General features: G+C 60.8%; 21 protein-coding genes. 11 read left to right on the top strand and 10 right to left on the bottom strand.

Going from position 1 to position 19,974, the window contains the following annotated elements:
- Positions 1-30: 30 nt before the first annotated feature.
- Both AM218_RS04625 and AM218_RS04630 read right to left on the bottom strand, forming a co-directional pair.
- A complete protein-coding gene (locus tag AM218_RS04625; RefSeq protein WP_054412288.1) occupies positions 31-747 on the bottom strand; it encodes a DUF1003 domain-containing protein in 717 nt (238 codons plus the stop codon).
- A 39-nt stretch (positions 748-786) separates the two neighbouring features.
- Positions 787-2,184, bottom strand: a complete 1,398-nt coding sequence (locus tag AM218_RS04630) for an MBL fold metallo-hydrolase RNA specificity domain-containing protein (protein WP_054412290.1) — start codon at positions 2,182-2,184, stop codon at positions 787-789.
- A gap of 194 nt (positions 2,185-2,378) precedes the next feature.
- On the opposite strand from AM218_RS04630, the gene AM218_RS04635 reads away from it, so the two are divergent.
- The gene (locus AM218_RS04635) at positions 2,379-3,194 is read left to right on the top strand and encodes a universal stress protein (RefSeq protein WP_054412293.1); all 816 of its coding nucleotides are present in this window, start codon (positions 2,379-2,381) and stop codon (positions 3,192-3,194) included.
- On the opposite strand, the gene AM218_RS04640 is transcribed toward AM218_RS04635, so the two are convergent.
- The 4 genes from AM218_RS04640 to AM218_RS04655 all read right to left on the bottom strand — a co-directional run bounded on the left by AM218_RS04640 (position 3,195) and on the right by AM218_RS04655 (position 7,057).
- Positions 3,195-4,082: a ribose-phosphate pyrophosphokinase gene (locus tag AM218_RS04640; protein ID WP_054412295.1), complete on the bottom strand. Its 888-nt coding sequence runs from the start codon at positions 4,080-4,082 to the stop codon at positions 3,195-3,197.
- Complete coding sequence (locus tag AM218_RS04645; RefSeq protein ID WP_054412296.1) at positions 4,082-5,620, bottom strand: thymidine phosphorylase family protein; 1,539 nt, start codon at positions 5,618-5,620, stop codon at positions 4,082-4,084. Before AM218_RS04645 ends, AM218_RS04640 begins: the two co-directional genes overlap by 1 nt.
- Positions 5,613-5,951 (bottom strand): cyclic nucleotide-binding domain-containing protein, encoded by a 339-nt coding sequence (locus AM218_RS04650; RefSeq protein WP_054412298.1) that lies wholly within the window; start codon positions 5,949-5,951, stop codon positions 5,613-5,615. Before AM218_RS04650 ends, AM218_RS04645 begins: the two co-directional genes overlap by 8 nt.
- 458 nt (positions 5,952-6,409) lie before the next feature.
- The gene (locus AM218_RS04655) at positions 6,410-7,057 is read right to left on the bottom strand and encodes a Crp/Fnr family transcriptional regulator (RefSeq protein WP_054412300.1); all 648 of its coding nucleotides are present in this window, start codon (positions 7,055-7,057) and stop codon (positions 6,410-6,412) included.
- Between the two features lie 367 nt (positions 7,058-7,424).
- On the opposite strand from AM218_RS04655, the gene AM218_RS04660 reads away from it, so the two are divergent.
- The 8 genes from AM218_RS04660 to AM218_RS04695 all read left to right on the top strand — a co-directional run bounded on the left by AM218_RS04660 (position 7,425) and on the right by AM218_RS04695 (position 14,687).
- The gene (locus AM218_RS04660) at positions 7,425-8,249 is read left to right on the top strand and encodes a universal stress protein (protein WP_054412302.1); all 825 of its coding nucleotides are present in this window, start codon (positions 7,425-7,427) and stop codon (positions 8,247-8,249) included.
- Between the two features lie 53 nt (positions 8,250-8,302).
- Entirely contained in the window at positions 8,303-9,124 is an 822-nt protein-coding gene (locus AM218_RS04665; protein WP_054412304.1) for a universal stress protein, read from the top strand.
- A gap of 59 nt (positions 9,125-9,183) precedes the next feature.
- Positions 9,184-10,080 (top strand): universal stress protein, encoded by an 897-nt coding sequence (locus AM218_RS04670; RefSeq protein ID WP_054412306.1) that lies wholly within the window; start codon positions 9,184-9,186, stop codon positions 10,078-10,080.
- A 78-nt stretch (positions 10,081-10,158) separates the two neighbouring features.
- Positions 10,159-10,917: an MlaE family ABC transporter permease gene (locus AM218_RS04675; protein ID WP_054412308.1), complete on the top strand. Its 759-nt coding sequence runs from the start codon at positions 10,159-10,161 to the stop codon at positions 10,915-10,917.
- Positions 10,918-10,925: 8 nt separating this feature from the next.
- Positions 10,926-11,729, top strand: a complete 804-nt coding sequence (locus AM218_RS04680; protein ID WP_054412310.1) for an ABC transporter ATP-binding protein — start codon at positions 10,926-10,928, stop codon at positions 11,727-11,729.
- A 44-nt stretch (positions 11,730-11,773) separates the two neighbouring features.
- Complete coding sequence (locus tag AM218_RS04685; protein ID WP_054412313.1) at positions 11,774-12,775, top strand: MlaD family protein; 1,002 nt, start codon at positions 11,774-11,776, stop codon at positions 12,773-12,775.
- Between the two features lie 234 nt (positions 12,776-13,009).
- Entirely contained in the window at positions 13,010-13,726 is a 717-nt protein-coding gene (locus AM218_RS04690; protein ID WP_157547524.1) for a PD-(D/E)XK nuclease-like domain-containing protein, read from the top strand.
- A gap of 91 nt (positions 13,727-13,817) precedes the next feature.
- Entirely contained in the window at positions 13,818-14,687 is an 870-nt protein-coding gene (locus AM218_RS04695; RefSeq protein ID WP_054412317.1) for an alpha/beta fold hydrolase, read from the top strand.
- 3 nt (positions 14,688-14,690) lie between these two features.
- Here AM218_RS04695 and AM218_RS04700 read toward each other — a convergent pair whose 3' ends face one another.
- Positions 14,691-15,701, bottom strand: coding sequence for a J domain-containing protein (locus AM218_RS04700; RefSeq protein ID WP_157547525.1), 1,011 nt, complete (start codon positions 15,699-15,701; stop codon positions 14,691-14,693).
- A gap of 115 nt (positions 15,702-15,816) precedes the next feature.
- On the opposite strand from AM218_RS04700, the gene AM218_RS04705 reads away from it, so the two are divergent.
- On the top strand, positions 15,817-17,256 hold the full coding sequence (locus tag AM218_RS04705; protein ID WP_054412321.1) for an RtcB family protein: 1,440 nt from the start codon (positions 15,817-15,819) through the stop codon (positions 17,254-17,256).
- A 102-nt stretch (positions 17,257-17,358) separates the two neighbouring features.
- On the opposite strand, the gene AM218_RS04710 is transcribed toward AM218_RS04705, so the two are convergent.
- From AM218_RS04710 to AM218_RS04720, 3 genes are all read right to left on the bottom strand, one after another.
- Positions 17,359-17,898, bottom strand: a complete 540-nt coding sequence (locus AM218_RS04710) for an MOSC domain-containing protein (RefSeq protein ID WP_054412323.1) — start codon at positions 17,896-17,898, stop codon at positions 17,359-17,361.
- A gap of 29 nt (positions 17,899-17,927) precedes the next feature.
- Positions 17,928-18,419: a hypothetical protein gene (locus AM218_RS04715; RefSeq protein ID WP_054412325.1), complete on the bottom strand. Its 492-nt coding sequence runs from the start codon at positions 18,417-18,419 to the stop codon at positions 17,928-17,930.
- Between the two features lie 67 nt (positions 18,420-18,486).
- Positions 18,487-19,194, bottom strand: a complete 708-nt coding sequence (locus tag AM218_RS04720; RefSeq protein WP_197274017.1) for a VIT1/CCC1 transporter family protein — start codon at positions 19,192-19,194, stop codon at positions 18,487-18,489.
- A 105-nt stretch (positions 19,195-19,299) separates the two neighbouring features.
- Here AM218_RS04720 and AM218_RS04725 point away from each other — a divergent pair, with 105 nt between their 5' ends.
- Positions 19,300-19,947 carry a Dps family protein gene (locus AM218_RS04725; RefSeq protein ID WP_054412327.1) on the top strand — a complete coding sequence of 216 codons (648 nt, stop codon included), beginning with the start codon at positions 19,300-19,302 and terminating at the stop codon, positions 19,945-19,947.
- The last annotated feature ends 27 nt before the right edge of the window (positions 19,948-19,974 follow it).

Below are 19,974 nucleotides of genomic sequence, written 5' to 3' on the forward strand. Positions count from 1 at the left end.
GAAAGAACAGAAGAAGGGCAGGAAAGGCCGTCAGGTTACCAGCTTAGACCCTTCTATTTTCGTCAGGATATCATTCATAATTTCTACCTGAATCTGCTGAATTTCCAGCATATCCTGCTGTTGATGCATAATCAGGTGATCCAGCTTTTCGTGCAGCATCCGGATTTCCAGCTCCGATTTCAGATTAATCATATAGTCTTTGCGGGCGCGCTGCCGGTCCTTGTCCTCCTGGCGGTTCTGGCTCATCATGATAATGGGCGCCTGCATAGCGGCCACGCACGAGAGCAGCAGATTCAGCAGAATAAAAGGGTAGGGGTCGAAGCCGCGGTTGGCCATCCAGAAGCCGTTCAGCACAATCCAGCACAGCAGAAAAAACAGAAAGGAGAGGATAAACGTCCAGCTCCCGCCAAACGAAGCCATGCCATCGGCCAGGCGCTGGCCCAGCGTCAGGGGCTCTACGTCGTCCTCCAGCTTATCGGTGAGGGTGGCCTGGGCCTGCAGGTTGCTGAGCACGGTTTGCTCCAGCTCGGAAAGCTGGCCCACCTCTTTCAGTAGATAATTCTGGATGTACTTGCGCCGGTACTCGTTTAGCTCCGTCAGGGCCAGGTAGTCGTCCTCGGAAAAATGGGGCTGGTCCTTTTGAATAAGCTCCAGAATAGGCTGCCGTATGGTACGCCCACTGATGCGGTCGGCCTCGGGAAACTCCCGGCCGGAGCAGTCACTGATGAACGTGGGAGCAGGAGGCATGGCAGAGCAACGGCTACGTTCTGGGGGCAGGAAGCGAAATCAAATGCCTTCAAAAAGCGAATAGGTTTCCAGGTACCGGGGCTGAATGGGGGCCGGCCAGCCCAGCTGGTCCTGTATGCCCTGGGCCAGCGCGGCGGAGCTCAGGGGCTCCCCATGCACAATGAAAGTACGCTTGGGAGCCTGCTCAAAGTTTCCCAGCCAGCGCAGTAGTTCGTCGCGGTCGGCGTGGGCCGAGAAGCCGTTGAGCTGCTGCACCTGGCAGAGCACGGGCACCATGTCGCCGTACATCTTAATCTGCGGCTCGCCTTCCAGCAGGCGGCGGCCCCGGGTGCCCTCGGCCTGAAAGCCGATAAGCAAAACCGTATCCTGGGGGCGGGGCAGGCGGTGGTGCAGGTGGTGCACAATGCGCCCGCCGGTGCACATGCCGCTGGCGGAAATAATGATGGCGCCCTGCTCCAGCAGATTCAGGCTCTTCGACTCGGGCACATCAGTTACAAAACGCAGCCCGTCAAAATCAAAAATATTGCCGTGGCCCAGCCGGTGCTGCCCCGGATACCGCGGGTACAGCCCCGATACCCGAATGCCCATGGGGCTATCAACATACACCGGCACGTGGGGCACCCGGTTTTGCTGGCGCAGGCGCTTGAGGTAATACAGCATGGTTTGGGTGCGGCCCACGGCAAAGGCCGCAATAACCAGCACCCCGCCCCGCCCCAGCGCCTGGTTTACCACGGCCGCCAGCTCTTCCTCCGGGTCCGGCACGCGGTTATTCCGGTCGCCGTAGGTGGATTCTACCAGCAGCACATCGGCCTGGGTAATAGCGGTGGGGTCAAACATTACGGGGTCGTCGTAGCGGCCCAGGTCGCCGGAAAATACCAGCTTTTTCTCCTGCTGCTCGCCCTGCACCAGCGTCTCCACAATAGCCGCGCCCAGAATGTGACCCGCCTCCCGGAAGAGCACGGAAACCTGGTTGAGGGCCTGCACGGGCATATTATAGGGGCAACTCACCAATAGGGGTAGCACCTGCTGTACGTCCTCGGTGGTGTAGAGCGGCAGCGCGGGGTGATGCTTGGAGTAGCCTTTGGCATTGGCAAAGGCGGCTTCTTCCTCCTGCAGCTTGGCGGAGTCCAGCAGCATAATTTCCAGCAGGTCGCGGGTAGCTTCGGTGCAGAGAATGCGGCCCCGGAAGCCCTCTTTTACCAGGCGGGGCAGGTAGCCGCTGTGGTCGATGTGGGCGTGGGTGAGCACCAGGGTATCCACCTGGCTGGGGCTGATGGGCAGGGTATCCCAGTTGCGGAGGCGCAGCTCCTTCAGGCCCTGGAACAGGCCGCAGTCTACCATAAGCTGCTGCTGAAGCGGGCCGTGGCTGAACGTGAGGACATACTTGGAGCCCGTTACGGTTTGGGCGGCGCCCAGGAATTGGATGCTAACGTTCATAGCGGCTGGTTATGGGCCCCTGGCTAACCTGTCCGCCACTGCCCGCAGGCCGGCGTCAGCTAAGGTGGCCGCCGGAAGGTAAGCAGTGGGGGAGGGGAATTTCTATGATATTCATCATCATATATTAATTTGTTATCATACTGAGGGTGAAGGAAAACCTCCTTCTTTGTGTTATCATTTTCTCTCTGCTGCATATGGCTGATTCTCTGCTGGTACTAACTGATTTTTATCCGGCGGCCAACCGCGCCTTGGACTATGCCGCCAATGTGGCCAGCGCGCTGCATGCCAATCTGATTTTACTGCACGTGCGCCGCACTTCACTGCTGGATGCCGAGTTCTTTACCGGCGCGGTTTCCGGCCAGACGCAGGAGTCGGCGCGGGTGGCGCTGAGCCGGTTGGCCGAGGAGCTGCCGGTGCCCGCCGTTACGGAGGTGCGCAAGGGGCGCGTGGCAGAGGAGGTAGCCGAGGCTATTGAGCAGCACCAGCCCAGCCTGCTGGTGCTGGGCCGCCCTGATGTAGAAAATGTGCCCGAAGAGCTGGTGACCACCACCTCGCTGGAAATTCTACGGACCAGGCCCTATCCCATGCTGGTGCTGCCGGCCCATGTGGCCACTACTGAGCGCCCGCGCCGCGTGCTGGTAGCCCTGGACGGGGACTCTTTCCAACTGGGCGACTGCAACGACCTGCTGCGCCAGCTCTTCAAGGCGCTGCACGCGGAGCTCACCGTGCTGCACATTGTCACGCAGAATGAAACCGCGGCCCGGGCCCTCAATACCTTAACCCAGACCGGCCTCACCATTGACCTGGCCCCCGTGCAAACCAAAGCCATTCGCAACCACGACCCCGCCGAGGGCATTCTGCAGGCCGCCAAACCGGAGGACTATGATATGGTGATGATGGTAGCCCGCCCGCGTAGCTTTCTGGGAAAGCTGTTTCACCGGAGCGTAACCGCGCAGGTGCTGCTGCAAAGCCCGCTTCCCGTGCTGATAGTGCCCGCTATCGAGGAGTAATTACCCGGGCAGCCTGGCTAAGGCATCCGCTAATAAAGGAGCCAGATTGATGGCGTTGGAAGGATGCGGCACGGTGTTGCACGTTACCACGGGCCCGGCGCCGGCCGCCATCAGCTCCTGATAGGACGCACCCACAAACAGCGCGTGAATGCCCAGGCATACCGGGGCAGGCAGCCCGGCCCGGCGCAGGTGCTGCACGGTGGCTATCATGGTGCGCGCCGTGGAAATAATGTCATCTACCACTACCGGCGTGTGGTGCTGAAAGCGGGCTACATCCGGCGGGGCTATTTTCACGCTTCGGTCGCCGTGGCGCTGTTTGTTGAGCACGAGGAAGGGGCAACCGGCCTCCCGGGCTATGGCCGCTACCCATTGCTTGCTTTCACTGTCGGGGCCTATTAAAACCGGCTGGGTTACTTGCATGCGTACATACTGCGCTAACGGGCCCGTGGCGTGCAGGGCCTGGGTAGGCATAGAGTAAATATCCCGCAGCTGGTGCCAGCGGTGCAGATGGGGCGCTACCGTCAGTAGGCCATCCAGAAAACCGGAAAGCAGCCGGGCAAAGTAGGCGGAGGTAATGCCTTCACCCGGCTGAAAGCGCGCATCCTGCCGCATATAGGCCAAATAAGGCGCCAGCAGATACACGCGGCGCGCCCCCAGGTCGCGGGCAGTTTCAGCCAGAAAATACAGCGGCACCAGCTGCGGATTTGGCTGCGCCAGCGTGCACACCAGCACCAGCGTGCGGCCGGCTACCGGGGTGTGCAACTGCACATAGGTTTCGCCATCGGGGAAGCTGCGCAGGGTGTAGTCGGCCAGGGAGGTGCCCAGTTGGTAGGCCAGCTCTTGGGTGAGGGCTTCGTTGCCGGGCAGAGCAAGTAGCAGCGGCCGCATTAGTAGGCAATGATAGGTTCTGTGGAGTCGTGCAGATAGTCGCGGGCGTAGGTTAGCTCGCCGGGGCTTTCTGCATACAGCGTAAACAGCACCTGCCCGGCCTGCACCGGCTGGCGCAGCCGCACGTGCAGATCAATACCGGCGCTGGCCTTCCAGGGGGCACCGGCCAGCTTGGCCAGCGTAGCCAGGCGGCGGTTGTCAATGGTGAGCACCAGGCCCGGGCGGGTGGCTACCATATCCCAGTGCAGCGCCGCAGGCTTAGGAAAGTGCAGGCCGCCCTGGGCCTGGCAAATGTCCTGAAACTTCTGCCAGGCTTTGCCCGAGGAAAGCAGCATGGCCGCCTCCGCGGCGCCGGTGCCAGCGGCGGCGTGCCCGGTAAGCTCCAGCAGGGTGGCCGCCAGGTGCAGGGATTTTTCGCGTAGGTCCGGCGGTGCATCGGGGCTGTTCTGGAGCACGGCCAGCACGTCGCGGGCTTCCAGGGCCGGGCCAATGCCGCGCCCCACGGGCTGGCTGCCATCGGTCAGCATCACTTCTACTTTCAGCCCCACAGCCTGCCCTACCTGCCGGAACAGGGCCACCATATCCTGCGCTTCCTCCAGGCTGCGCACCTTGGCGGTGGGGCCCACGGGTACATCAATTACCACATGGGTAGCCCCGGCGGCCACTTTCTTGGACAGCACGGAGGCCACCACCTGGGCCGGACTATCAATATCCAGGGCGCGCTCCACCCGAATCAGAATATCATCGGCGGGACTCAACTGCATGGCCCCGCCCCAGGCCAGGCAGGCGCCGTGGTGGGCTACCACGCGGCGCATCTGGCGCAGCGTCAGGTTTACGGAAGTTAGCACTTCCATGGCATCGGCGGTGCCGGCCGGCGAGGTAATGGCCCGGGAAGATGTTTTGGGCATGAGCAGCCCGGCCGCCGCCACAATAGCCACTACAATGGGCGTGGTGCGGTTGCCGGGCAGCCCGCCAATGGAATGCTTATCGGCTACGACGTGGGCCGGCCAATGCAGCTGCCGCCCGGCCGCAATCATGGCCTGCGTGAGGCCAATGGTTTCTTCGGTGGAGAAGTCGCGCACGCAGGCAGTTACAAAAGCGGCCAGCTCTACGTTGGAATACCGCTCGGCGGCAATATCACGCATAATAGCGTGGTAGTCTTCGGGCAGCAGGCGGCGGCCGTACATTTTGGCGCGCACCCGGTGCATGGTTTCCAGCGGCGGTAAGTGCATCAGGTGCACTTCGTCGCCGGGGCGGGCGTGCAGGTGCTCCCACACCACCTCCGACACGCCTACTTCGTGCGGCTCCAGCAGCGTGTTGCCGATAATGGTGTTCAGGGAGGCAATAATGGTGTGCCCGTTGGCCATCACCTTCAGGCGCGATAGGGCCTGAAAGCCTTCCGCGTGGCATACCGGCGAATCGGAGCGCAGAAACACCACGTGCTCGTTGCGGGTATCGATGCCCATGCGGCGCAGGTGCAGCTGGTCGGAAGCGGGCTGTACCACGGGCGGTGGCAGAAGCGGAGCAGGGCTATTCATAGTGCGGGAGAGTAAGCAGGGTTTCCTGGCTGAACTGGCAGAGCAGCCAGCAGAGCAGCCGCGGGTGCTCCCGGGTTAGTTTGCGGAAGCTATTCTGGCTGAGCAGCGTGAGCTGGCAGGGCTGCAGGGCCAGCACCGTGTACCGGCACCGGCTGGCCACCACATGCTCGCTGCCCAGCAGCGCCGGCGCCGAAATCACCTGGAACAGCCCCGCCGGGCTCCGGGACCAGATACCCACCGTGCCCCGCTCCAGCCAGTACACATGGCGGGCCGGCTCGCCGGCGCGGTAAAGGCGGTGGCCGGCCGCGCAAACCAGGCGCTGCGGGTTCATGCGTGGAAGAGGAAGCCAGGGGAGCAACATGCGCCAGATGGGTAGGGGGCGGTGGAACTGCACCCGGAAAGGTTCTGCTCAGCAGAAACCAGCTGCTGCCCGGGCACGGCAGATATACAAACAGGGCCCTAATTTCTGCTGCTGGCGGCAACGGAAAAGCTGATGAATATCACGCTGTAAGGTGATAGTTATCAATACATAATATATAAGGAATAAGCATCTTCGTTACACAGCACCAGCTGGTTATACCCCAAGCTTTGCCCGGCTGCTTCGGTTTGGCTGCGTGGCTAAATTGGGGTTGCCGGCCGGCGGGCTTTTACCTCTCTGGAAGTACCGCTCCATGAAAACGCCCTGTTCCCTGCGCTCCTCGCTGCCCGTACCTCATCCGGTGCGGATAGCTGTGGTTTGCCACCCGGAAAGAGGGCCATAGGAGCCTGGTAAACCTGAGGCCCGTCTGGTTAATCGTAGCGAGTAGAAATCTCGGCCAGGCGGGCCGGGTTCAGGATGGTAATCAGGCTGCCGCGCGCCTGCAGCACGCCTTCATCCCGAAATTCCGACACAAACCGGCTAGTAGTTTCCTTGGCCGTACCCACCAGTGAGGCCAGGTCGTCGCGGGAAATAGGAATGCTCACGGGCTCCTGGTTTTGCTGCTGATACGTGCGGGCCAGCAGGAGCAGGGCTTCGGCCAGCCGCTCCCGCACGGGCTTGTAGGCCAGGTGCAGCATCCGCTCTTCGGCATCGCCCAGGGCTCTGGATAGCAGCTGCATGAGGGAGGTGGCAAAGCGCACATTCTGCTCAATCAACCGGAAGAACTCCGCGCGCGGAATGCAGCACACCACCGACTCTTCCAGCGCCACCGCCGAGGCGGAGTGGCTGTTGCCGGCCAGCAGCCCCCGATACCCCAGCAAATCACCCTCCCGGGCCAGCCGGATAATCTGCTCCTTACCATCGCCGCCCACTTTCATCACCTTAATCTTGCCCGAATGAATGCAGTACAGCCCCATTGGGCGGCCATTCTCCTGAAAAATAACCTGTCCCCGCTGATACACCTGTGCCGTTTTTACCAGGGAAAGCATCTCCAACTCCTCCGGCTGGCAGCAGGACATGGGGCAACTATGACGGCTGGGGCATTCTGGGCAGGAAGGTGGAACAAAGCGTTTCATAACCTAAAGCTGCAAAGGCCAACTGGGGCCCGGGAGAAACTCACAATCGATGCATGCTTTTTATAGCCAATGGCCCGAATGGAAGCGGGCGAAGAGTGTAGCGAAATTAGTGCTGGTAACCTTGCTTAATGTACAATAAAATCAACGATATTCACAATGTTTTGTCAGGGTTTTGCCTTGGGCAGACCTTGCGCGTTGGGGCCACCTTGGGCCGGTGGCAGTGTCTGCGTTGCTTAGCCGCCGGAGCGGAGTAGCAGGGTGGTTTTATTCCGGGTTTTGCTTGCGCTTTCCTTGTTTCCTTTCCCGTGCCATGAGTGCCTCCTTAGTTGTTTTAACCGATTTTCTGGCGGTATCTAACTGCGCCCTGTCGTATGCGGCCACGCTGGCCGTGCCCCTGCATGCCCACCTGGTACTGCTACACCTGCGCCACGATGGACTGCTTTCCCCCGAGGAGTACAGCCGGCAGCACTCGCCACAGGGTGAGAAGCAGCTGGAGCAGGCCCTGGGCAAGCTGGTGAATACCCTGGCCGTGCCGGCCGAAGTAGAGATTTCCGAAGAGTTTTTGCCCGATGCCGTGACCGATACCGTGCATCATCACCACCCGCTGATGCTGGTGCTGGGCCGCCCCGGCACCGCCACCTCGCCCACAGAGCTGATCAGCGTTACGGTAATGGACCTGCTGCGCACGGCGCCCTACCCGTTGCTGATTGTGCCCACCATGGGCTGGGAAGTACAGCCGCCCACGCACCTGCTGCTGGCGGTAGATGGGCAGGAGTTTACCCTGGGAACTCACGCCGGCGTGGTGGAAAAGCTGCGCGCGGCATTTGGAGCGCGGCTTTCCGTAGCGCACATCACCAGTCCCACCGATCCGCAGCCACCTATGTCGCGCGAAACGGTGTGGAGCGTGTGCGCCAGCGGTCTGGCCTCTGACCTTACCTCCGCCGATGTACACGAGCTGAAGTACCCATCAGTAGCGGAAGGTATTCTGCAGGCCGGCACCGAGCTGCGGGCCGATATGCTGGTCCTCATTGCCCGGCGGCACAGCCTGCTGGGAAGCCTGTTTCACCGCAGCGTAACCGCCCAGGTTATCCGGGACAGCATGTTGCCTATACTGGTGCTGCCCTCCCCGGATTAAGCCGGCCCTGCTGCCTGCTGAATGATTATTCCTACCCTTTTTATTTCTTCGATATGGGACCTAATCTGGTAGTACTAACTGATTTTTCCGAGTCCTCGCGGCAGGCCTTGGCTTATGCAGCGGCCCTGGCGCAGCCGCTGCAAAGCAAGGTAGTGCTGCTGCATCTGTATCAGGATGTGCTGCTGGATCCGGAGTACGTCATGATTCCGGCCGCCGCGGCCATCCGCAGCCAGCGGGAAACGCGCAACGCCCTGGAGAAGATGGCGGAAGAGCTGCCTGTGCCGGCTGCGGTGGAGCTTTCGGTGAACACCCTGGCCGAAACCCTGGCCGATGCCATTGCGCGCTACCACCCGCTGGTGCTGATATGCGGCCGCGCCGCCACCCCCGATTTCCTGGATCAGCTGCTGGGCGACCAAGCCCTGCCCGTACTGCGCCACCTGCGCTACCCGCTGCTAATGGTGCCCGAGGGCTCCCCGATGCCGGGCACGCCCACCCGCGTAGCGCTGGCCGCCGATGGTGAGCCGTTTACCTTCCGGGATAATGCCATGGATATGCACCCCCTTTGGGAGGCACTGCGCGCCACCTTTTCCGTGCTGCACGTAGAAACCGAGGAGCAGTATGACCGCGCCCGCACCGCCGTCAACTCATTGCGGCACAACCACCTAGTAAAGGATTTGTCGCCGGATAGCCTGTACACCGTGCACCATACCAGCCCGGCCACCGGTATTCTGCAGGCCGCCGCCGATACCCAGGCCGAGCTGCTGGTTCTTATGGCCCGGGAAAGAAGCCTGCTGGGTGGCCTGTTTCACCGGAGCGTAACGGCCCAGGTGTTGCAGCGCAGCCCCGTGCCGGTATTGGTGCTGCCGGTTATGTGAGCCCGAGTTCTTGCTGCCGGTCCGGCCTCCTGATGTAAGCTTCCTTCTTCTGCTCTGCCATGTCCTTCACCTTCATCGTTCTCACTAACTTTTACCCGGCGGCCAACCAGGCTATGCAGTATGCAGCCGGGCTGGCGCATAAGATGCAGGCCCAGCTGGTACTGCTGCACGTAAAGCGCGCGTCCCTGTTCGACCCCTATGTGTTTGCCGGCGACAACTGGCGCCAGGCGGAGCTGGATGCCGAAGCCCCCACGGCCGAGGTGATGAGGGAGCTGGTAGACCAGCTTCCGGTGCCGGCCACAGTAGAAATGGCCACCGATCTGCTGCCCACCATGGCACAGTCCCTGATGGCGCGCTATCAGCCGGCCTTGTTTGTGCTGGGCCGCCCAACAGAAGAAGCCGCCTCCGGCGACCAGGTAAGCGGGGCCGCGCTGGATTTGCTGCGGGCCGCCCATTTCCCTTTGCTGCTGGTACCCGTTGGCAGTACGGCCACCGCGCCACCTCACCATATTATTATTGCGGCCGATGCGGATGGCTTCCGGCTGGAAGAAAAGGGCCGCTTTGCGCAGCAGTTTCTAACGGAGCTGGGGTGCCCGGTTACCGTGGCGCACGTTTCTGAAGTAGAGGATGATGATGCCTGTGCCGCCGCCCTGCAGGCCGTGCATAACAGCGGTCTGGTAGACCGGAATCAGCACGCGGATTTACGCTGCTTTCAGCATGCGCATGCCTCCGCCGGCATTCTGGAGGCGGCACATGCTACCCGGGCCGGGCTTATTGTGCTGCTGGCCCGGCAGCGCAGCTACTTGGGCGAGCTGTTTCATAGGAGCGTAACAGCTAAGATGTTGGAGCACAGCACAGTGCCCGTGCTGCTGTTGCCCGCCGTGGATGTTCCGGTTTCTGAGGCCACCAACGAGCGCACCGACCTGGGCGGCGAGGCGGAGGGTCTTTTGTATTAAGTATATTTTGCTGGTATTCATCTGGTTAGATGAGTTCAGAAGGAGTTTTTCTTACAGGGTATTGCTAAACCGCCTACTATGCAGGCCAGCGAGTTTTTGGCAGAAGCCGGTGCTATTTCCCGGTTTACAGGGCGGTTTTTCAGCGAAGGATTTCGGCCGCGCTACGAGGTGCAGGAATTCCTGCATCAGTGCTATGTAGTGGGCTACAAGTCGTTGCCGCTGGTGGGCATTACGGGGTTTATTATGGGCATTGTGCTCACGCTGCAGGCGCGCCCCACCATGGCCAAGTTTGGCGCCGAGGCCTGGATTCCGGCCATGGTAGCGCTGTCCATCATCCGCGAAATGGGCCCCATTATCACGGCCCTCATCTGCGCCGGCAAAATAGGCTCCAGCATTGGCGCCGAGCTGGGCTCCATGAACGTGACGGAGCAGATTGATGCCATGGAAGTATCGGGCACCAATCCGTTTAAATACCTGGTAGTCACGCGGGTAATGGCCACCACCCTGATGATACCGGTGCTGGTGATTCTGGCCGATCTGATTGCCCTGTATGCCTCCTACATCGGCATAAACATGAAGGGCGTAACCAGCATGTCGCTGTTCGTGAACAACATCCTGAACCGGCTGGAATTCAGTGATGTGCTGCCGGCTTTCATCAAAACTTTCTTCTTCGGCTTTGCCATTGGCATAATTGGGTGCTACAAGGGCTACCATTCCCAGAAAGGCACCGAAGGCGTAGGGCAGTCGGCAAACTCGGCGGTGGTGGTATCGTCGCTGGTCATCTTTGTGCTTGATTTGCTGGCCGTGCAGATAACCGGCCTGCTGGGTCTTAACTAGCCTGTGCCATGCAGCCCGCCAGCCCACAGGTACAGGAAGCACCAACGCCCACCCCAGCGGCCGGGGCCGAAGTGGTGCTGGAGGTGGAGCATCTCTTTAAATCATTCGGCGACAACCATGTACTCCGGGATTTCAGCCTGACGCTGCACCGCGGCGAAAACGTGGTGGTGCTGGGCAAGTCGGGCTCGGGCAAATCGGTGCTGATTAAGTGCATCATAGGCCTGCTGCAGCCCGATGCGGGCAGCATTCGGGTATTCGGGGAGGAAATCAATGAGTTCGACCACCAGCAGCTGGATGAGCTGCGCGCCCGGGTGGGCTTTCTGTTTCAGAGCAATGCTCTGTACGACTCCATGACGGTGCGCGAAAACCTGCTTTTCCCGCTGCGCCGCCATTGGATGAACAAAACCCGGGAAGAGGAGCAGGCCATGGTAGAGGAGGCCCTGGCCAGCGTGGGCCTGGAGCACACCCAGAACATGATGCCCGCCGAGCTGTCGGGGGGTATGCGCAAGCGCATCGGGCTGGCCCGCACGCTCATCCTCAAGCCCGATATCATTCTCTACGATGAGCCCACCACCGGCCTGGACCCCGTAACGGCCCGCGAGATAAGCCAGCTGATTCTGGATGTGCAGGCCCGCTATACCACCTCGTCCATCATTATTTCCCACGATATGAACTGCGTACGCATCACGGCCAACCGCGTGGCCCTGCTGGTTGATGGCCGCTGCTACCAGCAAGGCACCTACGAGGAGCTGCGCCTCTCCACAGACCCGGTAGTGCACGAATTCTTTGAGGGGGCAGTGCCCCGCACCTGACTTTTCTCAACCTGTTTTTTCGCCGTTCTTTTCCTCCCATAGCCATGAGCCAGCGAACCGCCGCCAACAACGTCCGCCTAGGTGTCTTTGTACTGGCCGGGCTGGTGTGTCTTATTCTGCTGCTCTATATGCTGGGGCGCAAGCAGAATATGTTCAGTAATACCCTGGACATTAATGCCGACTTCCGCGCCGTAAATGGCCTGCTGACGGGCAACAACGTGCGCTTTGCCGGCATTATGGTGGGTACGGTGGAAGGGATTGATATTGTAGGAGATACCACCGTGCGCGTGCGCATGTCGCTGCGGCGCGAGGTGCAGCCCTTCATCAAGAAAAGTGCCATAGCCTCCATCGGCACAGATGGGCTCATGGGCAACACCATCGTAAACATTACGGCCATGCCCGAGCCGGCCCCGCCCGTAGCCAACGGAGATAAGCTGCGCTCCCGGCAGCCCGTCCGCATAGAAGCCATGCTGAACACGCTGCAGCGCACCAACCAAAACCTGGTGGGCATTACCGAAGACATGAAAGAGGTGACGGGCAAGCTCAACAACAGCTCCGCCATGTGGGAGCTGATTGGCGACAAAAAAGTGGCCAACAGTCTGCGGGCCTCCGTGAAGCACGCAGAAGGCACCATGGCCCGCATGGATGCGGCCTCCCGCGACGTGCAGACCCTGGCCCGGGATGCCCGCCGCGGCCGCGGCGTGGTGGGCTACTTGTTCACCGATACCTCGTTTGCCGGCCAGATGAAGCATACCATGGGCCGCGCCAGCCGCCTGAGCGCCACCGCCGATACCATGACCACCACCCTGAACACCATAACCCGCCGGGTGCAGGCCGGGCAGGGGCCCCTGGGCACGCTGCTGGTAGATACCACCATGGCCGGCCGCCTGCAGCAGTCTATGGGTAACTTGGAACAGGGCACGGCGCGCTTCAACCAGAGCATGGAAGCCCTGCAGCACAACTTCCTGCTGAAGGGCTTCTTCAAGCGGCAGCAGAAGAAAAAGGCCCGCGCCGAAAAGCAGCAGGCCCCGGACTCGGTGAAATAGTTGGCCTGCCGTAAACCGGCCGCCGGCCACGGGCTATCTGCTAACTGGCAGAAGATCAGGATCAGGTTGGTTGAATATCGGCTGGCCGGGCAAGATAATTTCGCAAAAGAGGCAGCCCGGCAGTTCCTGTAGCCGTTACAAGAGAGAAATTCCCCGGTGCCGCTGCCCCAAATATTAGTGGCACCTTTGCCGCTGCTGGAGGAAGCTTTTTAGTTGTATTGCTGTTTGAATTCCGTGACTGATACCTATCCCGAGAACCGCCGCCCCGACCTGCTGCGTGTACCCTATGACGACTACCGGGCCCTGCCGGCCATCGCCAACTCTGACCTCTCGCGCCTGCGCGATGCGCTGAATGGCCGCCTGCCCCGCACTCTTAGCAATAACGGCGCCCTGAGTTTTGGCACCGCCTTTCATACCGCCCTGCTGGAGCCCGAAGACTATGTGCCCGGCGAGCCGGGCATTAACGATACCCTGGTGTGGTGGCTGGTGGAAGGCGTGAAAATGCAGCCGGCCCTGCGCCAGCTGCTGGAAGCCGGCATTCCCGAGCCCAGCTGCCTGTTCACGGAGCCCACCACCGGCACGCTCTGCAAGCTGCGCGCTGATCTGGTAGTAGACCAGCCGCACCAGCCCTACACCATCGTGGATTTTAAAACCACCATGGCCCGCGACTATGAGCACTTCCGGGCTACCTGCACCGGTTATGATTACGACCGGCAGGCCGCCTTTTATTCCGATGCCCTGCAGGCCGAGCGGTTTCTGCTGGTGGGCGTGCAGAAGGTGGAGCCCTTTGGGGTATTCACGGTAGAAGTAACCCCGCAAATGCTGGAAGAAGGCCGCCGCAAATACCTCTACCTGCTTCGCCTCCTGCAACCCGATGCCGAGGTGCCCGCTTACTTAAGTGAGGCCGTGCGCGGGGTAGCAAGCAGCCTGGGCCAGTCCAGGGAGGAATAAGATATCTAAAACTATTGCACGGAGCAGAGGCGGAGTGTCTGGCTGATATAGCCGGCTGCGCTTTCCGCCACGTTGCCCGAAACAGGTATTTATGGTTAAGAACCGCTACCCATCACCTCCGGCGGCCATCCGCCGGTTACGCTTTCAGCTGAGGCTGCTGGCTGCCGTTTCCACGGAGCTGGCTTTCCGGGCGGCCTGGCGGATTTTTACTTCCCCGCGCCGCCTGCCAACCAAGACCTGGGAAGCTGCTGCTCTGGCCGAGGCCCGGCAGTTTTGGGTGGCTGCGGGAGAAGATAAAATAGCCGCCTATGAGTGGAATTCCGCGGGCGAGAAAACCGTGCTCATGGTACACGGCTGGGAGCATCGGGCCAGTTTCTGGGGCGTGTTTGTTCGGGCCTTGGTGGAGGCCGGCTACCGCGTAGTGGCGTTGGACGGCCCCGCGCACGGCGCCTCATCTGGCACCCAGACCACGCTGCCGGCCTTTGCCCGGGCGGTGCAGGCCGTAGCCGACGAGCTGGGTCCGATATATGCCGTGGTAGCCCATTCTTTTGGTGGAGCGGCCACGGTAGGAGTGCCCGTGCATTTCAACAAATCCACGGATCAGCACCTGGCGCGGCTGGTGTTGCTGAGCGTGCCCGCCAGCACCAACGCCGTGGCCCAGCGCTTTGCCGCCCTGCTGCGCCTGCCACCCGCCGTAATGGAGCGCATGAACCAGCACGTGCAAAAGCAGCACGGCCGCGATGCGGAAAGCTTCAGCCTGCTGAATAATGGCCACCAGTTCCCAGCCCACCACGCCTTGCTGCTGCACGACCACCAGGATGAAAGTATTCCGTTTGCCGAAGCCCAGGAGCTGGCCAACAGCTGGCCCCGCCTCGATTTCCGGCCTACCGATGGCCTGGGCCACAACCGCATTATGCGCGACTCCGCCGTGGTACAGCAGGTGCTGGAGTTCCTGCAGTAGCCGCTAAATGGTTTCGTGGCCTTCGGCGGCGATACTCCGCAGTACCTCCCGCAGGCCCTCGGGCTCCTGAATCAGCTGGCTGATGTGCTGCAGGTATTCGGCTTCGGCGCGCAAATGCCGCTTAAGCTGCCGCAGCTCCTGCTCCCTCTTTTTGCCGGTGCTGCCCAGAAAGCTTTGCGCCCCAAACAACAGCGCTTGCAGCTGTTGCTTTAGCTCCGTCTGCTGCTGCTGCAGGGCCTTGGTGTAGCGCAGCAATACATCATCCGCTTCCTGGTCGGCGGGGCCGGATTCGGAGAGCAGCTGCAATAGGGTATACAGGTCGTTGGCTTCGTAGGCCTCCGTGATGCGCTGCATGCGGGCCGTTTTGTGCTGCTGCAGGGCCGGGTCGCGCTCCAGGTCGGGGTGGTTGGCGCGGGCCAGCTGCCGGTACACAGTTTTGGTATTGGAAAGCAGCCGCTGCTGCTCGTCGCGGGCAGTCTGCTCGGCGGCTTCGCGGGCACGGTCGGCTTTGGTTTTGCGGCGGTTGCGGGCCTCGTGGGCAGCCTGCTCGTGCGGCCTGGGCTGGTCGTTTTCTTCCGGTGATGCGCTGGAATGGCCGGCTGCCGGAGCTGTATCCGCGGACCCCGCTTTGCGCGAGGCCGGGGCATATTTGCTCAGAATGTCCGACGCATCTTCCCCGAAACGATCCTGCAGGCTGCGCGCATTCCCAATAATGACTTCCTCCAGCTGCCGATGCTCGGCCCGGGAGAAATAGTCCAGCAGCAGGGCTTCTTCCAGCGGGGGAAATAAGGCGCGGCGCGCGGCCACCACCACTTCGGCCAAAGGCCCCACCTGTTTCCAGTATTGGCGGCGCGCATCGGCCTGTTCCTGGCGCACTTCCGTCAGGCGCTGGCGCAGGCCTTCCACCTGCTCCACGGCCGCCCGAAAGGCCTGTTGCGCCGCCGAGCCGGCTACAGCATTACCAGGAACGGGAAGGGAGCGGGGCGGCTGCAGGGAGGCGTTTTGTGAGGTCATAAGTACTGCAAAGGTAGGCAAGCCCCACACTTGCGCGCCGGCTTGCGTATAGGAAACCACACGGGCAGGCAGCTGCCCGTGTTTTCTCCCTTTTGTTTATACTCATATCTCCATTATGGCTTCTCAGAAACTCCGCGGTAACGACCTGCGCCAGCTGGGCTACCCTGAGGGACGTGCTATTGGTATGGCCCTCGATATTCTGGATCAGAAACAATTCAAGAAGCTGGACAAAGGCAGCGCCCTTTCCCTGCTCAAGCAAATAAAAGACGACCCTTTTGCTTACGTGCGCGACGAAACCTGGCGCCCCCTGGCCGAAGAATTAGTGCCCCAGCCCAGCCGCGACGTGGCCCTCAATGCTAAAATCAAAGACTACCGCCGCTACGGCGAAGATTTTATTGAAGATGGCGCCCGCAAGCAGATGGATACCGCTATGCAGCTGCCCATCACGATAGACGGCGCCCTCATGCCCGATGCCCACCAGGGCTATGGGTTGCCCATTGGCGGCGTTTTGGCCACTGATAACGCCGTAATTCCCTACGGCGTGGGTATGGACATTGGTTGCCGTATGGCGCTGTCGGTGTATGATTTGCCGCCTGCCTTTCTGGAGGAGCGCCAGCATGCCCTGAAGAAAATACTGCTCGAAAATACCCGCTTCGGCAACCGGGAAGTCTTTAAAGACCGCAACACCGACGACCCGATTTTCGACCGGCCCGAATTCCGGCAGATTGGCGTGGCCCGGCATAAGCTGGACTCGGCGGTGGCGCAAATCGGCAGCTCCGGCTCTGGCAACCATTTTGTGGAGTTTGGCCTGGTAGATATTACCGATGCCAGCAATGAAATGGGCTTGGCGGTGGGGCAGTATCTGGGGGTGTTGTCGCACTCCGGCTCGCGCGGGCTGGGGGCGGCCATTGCGCAGCACTACACCAAAATTGCCATGGATAAGTGCCAGCTGCCCCCGCAGGCCCGGCATCTGGCCTGGCTTTCCCTGGACTCGCAGGAAGGGCAGGAGTACTGGGCGGCCATGAACCTGGCCGGCGACTATGCCTCCGCCTGTCACCGCGACATTCACCGGCGCCTGAGCAAAGCGCTGGGAGAGAAGCCGCTGGCCAAGGTAGAAAACCACCACAACTTTGCCTGGAAGGAAACCCTGCCGGATGGCCAGGAAGCCATTGTGCACCGTAAAGGTGCCACGCCGGCCGGCAAAGGCGTGCTGGGCGTCATTCCGGGCTCCATGACGGCGCCGGGCTTTATTGTGCGCGGCCGCGGCGAGCGGGACTCCTTGCAATCTGCCTCGCACGGGGCCGGGCGGCGGCTTTCCCGCACCCAGGCCAAGCTGCAGGTAACGGAAGGCGAGCTGCGCCGCCTGCTGCGCGACAAAGGCGTGGAGCTCATTGGTGGCGGTCTGGATGAAGCCCCCATGGCCTACAAAGACATTCACCAGGTAATGGCCCACCAGCGCGACCTGGTAGATGTGCTGGGCTCCTTTACGCCGCGCATTGTGCGCATGGATGCCGGCGGCAATGGCAAAGGAAAAAGCAAATACGGCGGCGAATAGCTACCTGATTATTGCTTCACTTTCTGACATAAAAAAGAGGGGTCCTGGTACGTACCAGAACCCCTCTTTTTTATGTAAGCTAATTCCTGATTCACGGGAAGCTTATTTTTCCTGTGTGTCTGTAGTGGTTTCCTGCACCCGCACCGCATCACCGAGGCGGATGGTGCCGCCCTGCAGGATGCGGGCCGTGAGGCCACCGTGCCCGCGCATGGCGTTGTAGCCACCCGGGCCCAACTCTTCTTCCATGCGGGAGCAGGGGTGGCACTCGCCGGTTATCTCCAGCAATACTTCCTCACCAATGAGCACGCGCCAGTTTTTGAGCGCCAGCAGGTTAATACCGCTGATAGCCAGGTTACGGCGCAGCTGCCCGGGAGCAATAGGCTCCTCACGCCCCAGAAAACCGGCTACGGCCGCCAGATGCTCGTGCTGAATAAGGGTAATCTGCCGCTTGCCGCCGGGTTTAGGGCGGGCATGGTCGCCGAGGAGGTGGCGGTCGGTTTCCGCTAGGGCTTCCGTTACCGCCTGCAGGGGCTGCCGCCGGGCCGGGCGGAGACCAATCCATTCTACCTTGCCTACCTGAGGCAAAGTCCTCAATAGATTCGCAATGGTGGATTTATCGTCGCCGAAGAAAGGAAAGGGCATCAGAAACCAAATAGAAATGAATAAGGAAGCTACTTATGGTCCTCTTGCTCTTCTGAGGGGCGGGCGGGTCCGGCCACTTCGGTTTTGGCACCGGCCGGGCGAACTTCAGCATGGGTTATTTGCCCGCCCAGGGTGCCGGCGCGGGCCAGCAGGCCAAAGCTGGCGGCAGTGGCGGCCAGGGTAAGCCCGCTGAGCAAGTGCCCCCGGGTGGGCATCAGCAGCGCCAGCAAGGCCAGTACGCCCGTGGCTTCTAGGGCCCAGAATCCCACCTCGGCCGCTTCTTCGTGCTCATGAATAAGGGTGTGGGTCACGCCTGGCATATCTTCTACTACTTCCTCAGCACCCTCGCCGGTGAGCTGGGTAGGGATGCACAGCAACGCCGAAATCAGCACCGTAATGAGGCCAATGCGGACCGCGGGAGTATGGTGGCGGAGCATCCCGATGGCCAGCAGCAGCAGTCCAAACAAGGTGCCTAAAATAGGAGTGTGGTTCAGGAGCAGGTGCCAGTGTGCTTCGTTCATGTGCGCCAGGGATTGAGGGAGAAGGGAGAAAATGAGGAGAAAGACAAAGAAACGTTATGATTCGGGCTTAAAAATGCCCTTCAAACTGCTTGGCTACCAGGAAGGCAGCGGCAGCAGCCAGGGCGCCGGTGCCGGCCATTTTCAAAGCGCCCATCACCGGGGGCTGTCCCGTAATGCGGCTCTTGATGTAGCCAAACACCAACAGGCATACAATAGTAATCACCGCCGACCAAACCAGCCCTTCGGCGGGTGTAGCGGTTAAGAAATAGGCGCTCAGGGGAATCAGGCCGCCTACGGCATAGGCCATGCTGATGGTAACGGCGCTTTTCCAGGCTTGCTTAGGGTCGGGCTTTTCCAGACCCAGCTCATACTTCATCATGAAGCGCACCCACTGGTCGGGGTCGGAGGTGAGCTCCCGCACGGCTTGCTCGCGCGTGGCTTCAGAAAGGCCCATTTCCGTCAGCAGCTCGTCTACCTCGGCGCGCTCTACGTGGGGCACTTCCTGCACCTCGCGGTGCTCCCGGTCCAGCTCCGCCTGATAATGCTCCACTTCCGTGCGGCCGGCCAGGTAGCCGCCCAGGCCCATGGCAATAGAGCCGGCCACAATTTCGGCCAGCCCGGCCGTAATAACCAGCGCCGAAGACTGCACCGCGCCGCTCAGGCCGGCGGCCAGGGCAAACGGCACCGTCAGGCCATCGGAGAGCCCAATAACAATGTCCTGCAGCATAGCCGAGCTGCTAAGGTGGGTTTCCGGGTGAGGATGAATATGGTTCATAACTGATAAAGTAGGGTTTTGCGTCAACCCAACCAACCTCCCTACGTAAGAAAAGCCCGGTAGCGGTAATATACAGCCGCTTGCCCCATCATTCCCGAACCCATCATGGCAACCAAAACAACCGCTACTAAGAAACCCGCTGCCCCGCGTAAAGCGGCGGCTGCATCTGCCAACGGCCGCGCTGCCGTAAGCGTACAGCCCATTTTAAATCAGCAGGTAAATGCTCCGGCCGCCCTGCAGAAATACGGCACCGTGTCGCAGCGCCTGCCCATTGGCCTGGCCGAGAATGTGCGCCAGCAAAGCGTAACCATGCTTAACCAGCTGCTGGCTGACACCATGACCCTGCGCGACCTGTACAAAAAACACCATTGGCAGGTAGTAGGCCCCACTTTTTACCAGCTGCACCTACTCTACGACAAGCATTATGAGGAGCAAAGCGTGCTGGTAGACAGCATTGCTGAGCGCATCCAGATTCTGGGCGGCGTGGCTATTGCCATGGCTCCTGACGTGGCCGAGCTGACCAGCATTCCGCGCGCCCCCAAAGACCGGGAAGAAGCGCCTATTCAGGTTTCCCGCCTGCTAGAAGCTCACCAGATCATCCTTAAGCATTGCCACGACTATGCTAAAAAGGCCGATGACGCTGGTGACGACGGCACCAATGACCTGGTGGTAAGCAGCGTGATGCGCACCAACGAAATGCAGGTATGGTTTATCTCCGAGCATGTGGTGGATACCCCACTGGCTCATTCTTAATAATTTGCAAGAATAGTTTGTAAGAAA

The sequence above is a fragment of the Hymenobacter sp. DG25A genome, from assembly GCF_001280305.1.
In the GTDB taxonomy this organism is placed as follows: Bacteria; Bacteroidota; Bacteroidia; order Cytophagales; family Hymenobacteraceae; genus Hymenobacter.

Excerpts from the sequence above, each read along its gene's own strand:
- AM218_RS04670 (WP_054412306.1), top strand. The coding sequence starts at position 9,184 with ATGTCCTTCACCTTCATCGTTCTCACTAACTTTTACCCGGCGGCCAAC.
- AM218_RS04710 (WP_054412323.1), bottom strand. The coding sequence starts at position 17,898 with ATGCCCTTTCCTTTCTTCGGCGACGATAAATCCACCATTGCGAATCTA.
- AM218_RS04640 (WP_054412295.1), bottom strand. The coding sequence starts at position 4,082 with ATGCGGCCGCTGCTACTTGCTCTGCCCGGCAACGAAGCCCTCACCCAA.
- AM218_RS04685 (WP_054412313.1), top strand. The coding sequence starts at position 11,774 with ATGAGCCAGCGAACCGCCGCCAACAACGTCCGCCTAGGTGTCTTTGTA.
- AM218_RS04725 (WP_054412327.1), top strand. The coding sequence starts at position 19,300 with ATGGCAACCAAAACAACCGCTACTAAGAAACCCGCTGCCCCGCGTAAA.
- AM218_RS04700 (WP_157547525.1), bottom strand. The coding sequence starts at position 15,701 with ATGACCTCACAAAACGCCTCCCTGCAGCCGCCCCGCTCCCTTCCCGTT.
- AM218_RS04720 (WP_197274017.1), bottom strand. The coding sequence starts at position 19,194 with ATGAACCATATTCATCCTCACCCGGAAACCCACCTTAGCAGCTCGGCT.
- AM218_RS04660 (WP_054412302.1), top strand. The coding sequence starts at position 7,425 with ATGAGTGCCTCCTTAGTTGTTTTAACCGATTTTCTGGCGGTATCTAAC.
- AM218_RS04680 (WP_054412310.1), top strand. The coding sequence starts at position 10,926 with ATGCAGCCCGCCAGCCCACAGGTACAGGAAGCACCAACGCCCACCCCA.
- AM218_RS04715 (WP_054412325.1), bottom strand. The coding sequence starts at position 18,419 with ATGAACGAAGCACACTGGCACCTGCTCCTGAACCACACTCCTATTTTA.
- AM218_RS04655 (WP_054412300.1), bottom strand. The coding sequence starts at position 7,057 with ATGTCCTGCTGCCAGCCGGAGGAGTTGGAGATGCTTTCCCTGGTAAAA.
- AM218_RS04625 (WP_054412288.1), bottom strand. The coding sequence starts at position 747 with ATGCCTCCTGCTCCCACGTTCATCAGTGACTGCTCCGGCCGGGAGTTT.
- AM218_RS04665 (WP_054412304.1), top strand. The coding sequence starts at position 8,303 with ATGGGACCTAATCTGGTAGTACTAACTGATTTTTCCGAGTCCTCGCGG.
- AM218_RS04705 (WP_054412321.1), top strand. The coding sequence starts at position 15,817 with ATGGCTTCTCAGAAACTCCGCGGTAACGACCTGCGCCAGCTGGGCTAC.
- AM218_RS04635 (WP_054412293.1), top strand. The coding sequence starts at position 2,379 with ATGGCTGATTCTCTGCTGGTACTAACTGATTTTTATCCGGCGGCCAAC.
- AM218_RS04650 (WP_054412298.1), bottom strand. The coding sequence starts at position 5,951 with ATGAACCCGCAGCGCCTGGTTTGCGCGGCCGGCCACCGCCTTTACCGC.
- AM218_RS04645 (WP_054412296.1), bottom strand. The coding sequence starts at position 5,620 with ATGAATAGCCCTGCTCCGCTTCTGCCACCGCCCGTGGTACAGCCCGCT.
- AM218_RS04675 (WP_054412308.1), top strand. The coding sequence starts at position 10,159 with ATGCAGGCCAGCGAGTTTTTGGCAGAAGCCGGTGCTATTTCCCGGTTT.
- AM218_RS04630 (WP_054412290.1), bottom strand. The coding sequence starts at position 2,184 with ATGAACGTTAGCATCCAATTCCTGGGCGCCGCCCAAACCGTAACGGGC.
- AM218_RS04695 (WP_054412317.1), top strand. The coding sequence starts at position 13,818 with ATGGTTAAGAACCGCTACCCATCACCTCCGGCGGCCATCCGCCGGTTA.